Genomic DNA, 3345 nt, shown 5'->3' with positions numbered 1-3345 from the left:
CTTCTGGATTGTTGCCTTGGATTCATTTAACCTGTGGTTGCTATTGACTCCGCCGATAGCGGGAGGAATTATTGGCTATTTCACTAACGATTTAGCCATTAAAATGTTATTTCGCCCCTACAAACCAATTTACATTGGTAAGCGTCAGCTACCATTTACGCCGGGATTAATTCCCCATAATCAAGAAAGACTTGCCCAAAGAATTTCTGATACGATTATGGGTTCCCTCCTCACACCCACCGAATTACAAAGGTTAACAAAGCGTCTACTCCAACCGCAACGAGTACAGGCGGCACTGGTGTGGCTTTTAAACCTCGCCATGGATCGAGTTGAATTAGATAAAGAGCAGAAAACTGCTAAAATTCTGGCGGCAATTCTTCATGACTTATTTGGTGAATCTTTACCCCGCCTCTTAAAAGTATTTGCACGTCGGGAAGATTTTCTCGAAGCTCAATTAAACCAGATATTTGACCAAATCTTACTTGAATTTCAACTCAACGATCAACAAGCAGGGCAACTCGCTGACTGGATTTTACAAGTAGCATTACCTCCAGATGTGCTACGAGTAGTAGCGATCGATTTATTAACAGATCGCAATATCCAAGTCATTGATGAAGGGTTTCGGGAAAAGACGAGTGGAACTTATTGGATTGTCGCAAATTTATTTGGTTTGCGCAACACTTTAACCCGCTTACGCACCTATTGTTTAGATGAAAAAGAAGCAACAAATGCTCGGATCGAAGAAATACTAATTGCTCTGGGAACCCGGGATCGTTTGCGCATTTGGCTCCAAAGACTTTCCCTGCAAAATTTGCCCGTATCCACAGTGCGACAACTTAGGAAAACGATGCGGGATGCCGTGCGAGACTACGTTCAAGAAAAGGGTGCCGATTTTATTCAGGGATTAAGTCAATCTATTGATTGGGAAAAGGTAGCAATGTTGATATTAAATAGGCTGCGAGAGTCTGCTATTATGACAACATCGCTGGAACTAATTAGTGAGGAATTATCTTTAATTTTAGAGCGCTATTTGGAAGAAGATTTAGAAAAAGTAGTGGCTAATATTATTCCAATTCTCTCTATTGACGAGGTAATTGTTGAACGGGTTAAATCTACTTCTCCTGAAGATATGGAAATCGCAATTCAAGCTATTGTCAAAAGTGAGTTACAAGCGATTGTGAATTTAGGGGGAGTTTTGGGTGTAATTGTGGGATTAATCCAAACAGTGTTTCTGTTGCTGCGATAATTGTTATTTGCTTTCAAGGAGCGGTTTTACCATGATTCAATCCATACCTAAACGAGTAACATTTGATGAATTTATTGATTGGTATCCAGAGAATTCGGGACACCACTACGAATTGCACAATGGCGTAATTGTTGAAATGCCGAAACCAACTGGTAAACATTCAGAAATTGCTGGTTTTCTCAATGTGGAAATCGGTTTGCTTTGTCGCAGTGGCCAATTACCCTATTTTATTCCTAAAGAATCTGTAGTCAAACCTTACGGCGATGAGTCTGGGTACGAACCAGATATCATCATTTTAGATAAACAAGCTGTAAAATTGGAACCTCGCTGGGCTAAGGAGTCAATTATTACGATGGGTTCATCAATCCCTCTGATTGTAGAAGTGGTTAGTACTAATTGGCACGATGATTATGCCCTAAAGTTAGATGCTTATGAGGCAATGGGTATTTCTGAATATTGGATAGCTGACTACCTTGGGCTTGGGGGAAAACGTTATATTGGTAGTCCAAAGTTACCGACATTTTCAGTTTGTCAGCTTGTTGATGGGGAATATCAAATTAGTCGGTTTAGAGGGGATGAGCCGATTGTGTCAGGAGTTTTTCCTGAGTTTGATTTGACGGTTGATCGGGTATTTAATGCTATCAATTGATAAGCAGTAGTCGTTGCTCCCATGACTTTGGTGTAAACTAACTAAAAGAGTTGGGTATAAAAATGCCGACAAGAGATCGGATTCACGATACTGTAAAACAGGCGCTGATTAAAGATGGCTGGGAAATAACTGACGATCCCTATATCATCGACTATGGCGAGCGCATTTTATATGCAGATTTAGGAATTGCGGATGGGAGGCAAATAAATGGCAAATTCCTTGGGGTACAAAGTGGCAAGAGTCGTATTATCATAGAAATTAAGGAGTTTCGAGGAAGGTCGAAAATTGCTGATTTGGAGCAGGCTATTGGGCAATATGTACTCTATCGTCTCTTGCTAGCTAAAATCGCTCCAAGTAGAGAAATCTATTTAGCTGTTCCCACCACTGTCTACGAGGAGATATTTAGTGAAGAAATTGGTCAAGTTGTCATTAACGACTTACCAATGAAACTGCTAGTAGTACAACTAGAAACAGAAGAGGTAAAACAATGGATACCACTACCAAATACCGGGAAATTCTCAAGCAGGTAATTTTAGAATATGCCAAATTACGTCCTTCTCATGGTCAAATTCGGCTTGATGCTGTCTGCGATGAAATTCGCGATCGCTATGCGTTAATGCACGTCGGTTGGGATGGTTCTCGTCGCGTCAGAGGCAATTTATTATATGTGGTTATTCAAGAGGGAAAAGTCTTAATTGAGTACGATGGGATAGGATATGGTATTAGTTCAGATTTAATCGCACGGGGCATACCGGAAAGCGATATTATCTTTGCTGAAGAATTGGTATCTACTGCTGTGGCTTGATCTGGAGTTGTTTCAGAATTTGATGGCAATTTTAATCGGGAATTTAGGGGGCATTTGAGGATTTATGCAAGAGGTTTAATCAAAGTTCCCTTTGAAGAATTTCCCTAGCCGCGCGATCGCAAACTCCAACATCTCCCAATAATTCTCGCATTTCCCGATAATCTGCCATTAACACCTCCCGCCTCTCTTGATTAAACAAAAGTTCTAGAGATGCTTTGACAATATTTGCTGATGTTGCTTTATCTTGCAATAATTCTGGCACAATCTCTCGCATCACCACCAAGTTAGGCGGCGACATAAAAGGAATAGAAAACTTTAAAAGCTTACCAATACCATAAGTAAATGGACTAACTCGATAAAAAACCACCTGCGGCACATTCAAAAGCGCCAATTCCAAATTCACAGTACCAGACTTAGCAATAGCCAAATCCGCCGCCGCTAACACCTCATTAGTTTTACCAGCCACAATAGTAGCATTTAGCCCATAATCCTCAATCGCCTTTTCAATCGCACCTCGATAACTTTCCAAAGATAAAGGAATCCAAAACAGTGGGGAGTGGGTTTTTTGGAGTGGGGAGTGGGGAAGAATTGCCTCCTTGTCTCCCTTGTCTCCCTTGTCTCCCTTGTCTCCCTTGTCTCCCTTGT

General features: G+C 41.0%; 5 protein-coding genes. 4 read left to right on the top strand and 1 reads right to left on the bottom strand.

What is annotated here, in order from left to right; translation table 11 throughout:
• The first annotated feature begins 16 nt into the window (after positions 1-16).
• From NJ959_RS27530 to NJ959_RS27515, 4 genes are all read left to right on the top strand, one after another.
• The gene (locus NJ959_RS27530) at positions 17-1246 is read left to right on the top strand and encodes a DUF445 domain-containing protein (protein WP_254014953.1); all 1230 of its coding nucleotides are present in this window, start codon (positions 17-19) and stop codon (positions 1244-1246) included.
• A gap of 31 nt (positions 1247-1277) precedes the next feature.
• Positions 1278-1895 carry a Uma2 family endonuclease gene (locus NJ959_RS27525; protein ID WP_254014952.1) on the top strand — a complete coding sequence of 206 codons (618 nt, stop codon included), beginning with the start codon at positions 1278-1280 and terminating at the stop codon, positions 1893-1895.
• Positions 1896-1957: 62 nt separating this feature from the next.
• Positions 1958-2425 (top strand): XisH family protein, encoded by a 468-nt coding sequence (locus NJ959_RS27520; protein WP_254014951.1) that lies wholly within the window; start codon positions 1958-1960, stop codon positions 2423-2425.
• Positions 2383-2700 (top strand): element excision factor XisI family protein, encoded by a 318-nt coding sequence (locus NJ959_RS27515; RefSeq protein ID WP_254014950.1) that lies wholly within the window; start codon positions 2383-2385, stop codon positions 2698-2700. The genes NJ959_RS27520 and NJ959_RS27515 overlap by 43 nt, the downstream gene beginning before the upstream one ends.
• 79 nt (positions 2701-2779) lie before the next feature.
• Here NJ959_RS27515 and NJ959_RS27510 read toward each other — a convergent pair.
• The coding region (locus tag NJ959_RS27510; protein ID WP_507237496.1) for a glycosyltransferase family protein at positions 2780-3345 on the bottom strand (566 nt) is incomplete at its 5' end.

The sequence above is a fragment of the Limnofasciculus baicalensis BBK-W-15 genome (assembly GCF_024178385.1).
Classification (GTDB): Bacteria; Cyanobacteriota; Cyanobacteriia; order Cyanobacteriales; family Coleofasciculaceae; genus Limnofasciculus; species Limnofasciculus baicalensis.
Note: the sequence above shows the minus strand (reverse complement) of the source record. Positions and strands in the feature narration are given on the sequence as shown.

Bases quoted from the DNA above. Each gene is read 5' to 3' on its own strand.
- NJ959_RS27525 (WP_254014952.1), top strand. From the start codon at position 1,278: ATGATTCAATCCATACCTAAACGAGTAACATTTGATGAATTTATTGAT.
- NJ959_RS27520 (WP_254014951.1), top strand. From the start codon at position 1,958: ATGCCGACAAGAGATCGGATTCACGATACTGTAAAACAGGCGCTGATT.
- NJ959_RS27515 (WP_254014950.1), top strand. From the start codon at position 2,383: ATGGATACCACTACCAAATACCGGGAAATTCTCAAGCAGGTAATTTTA.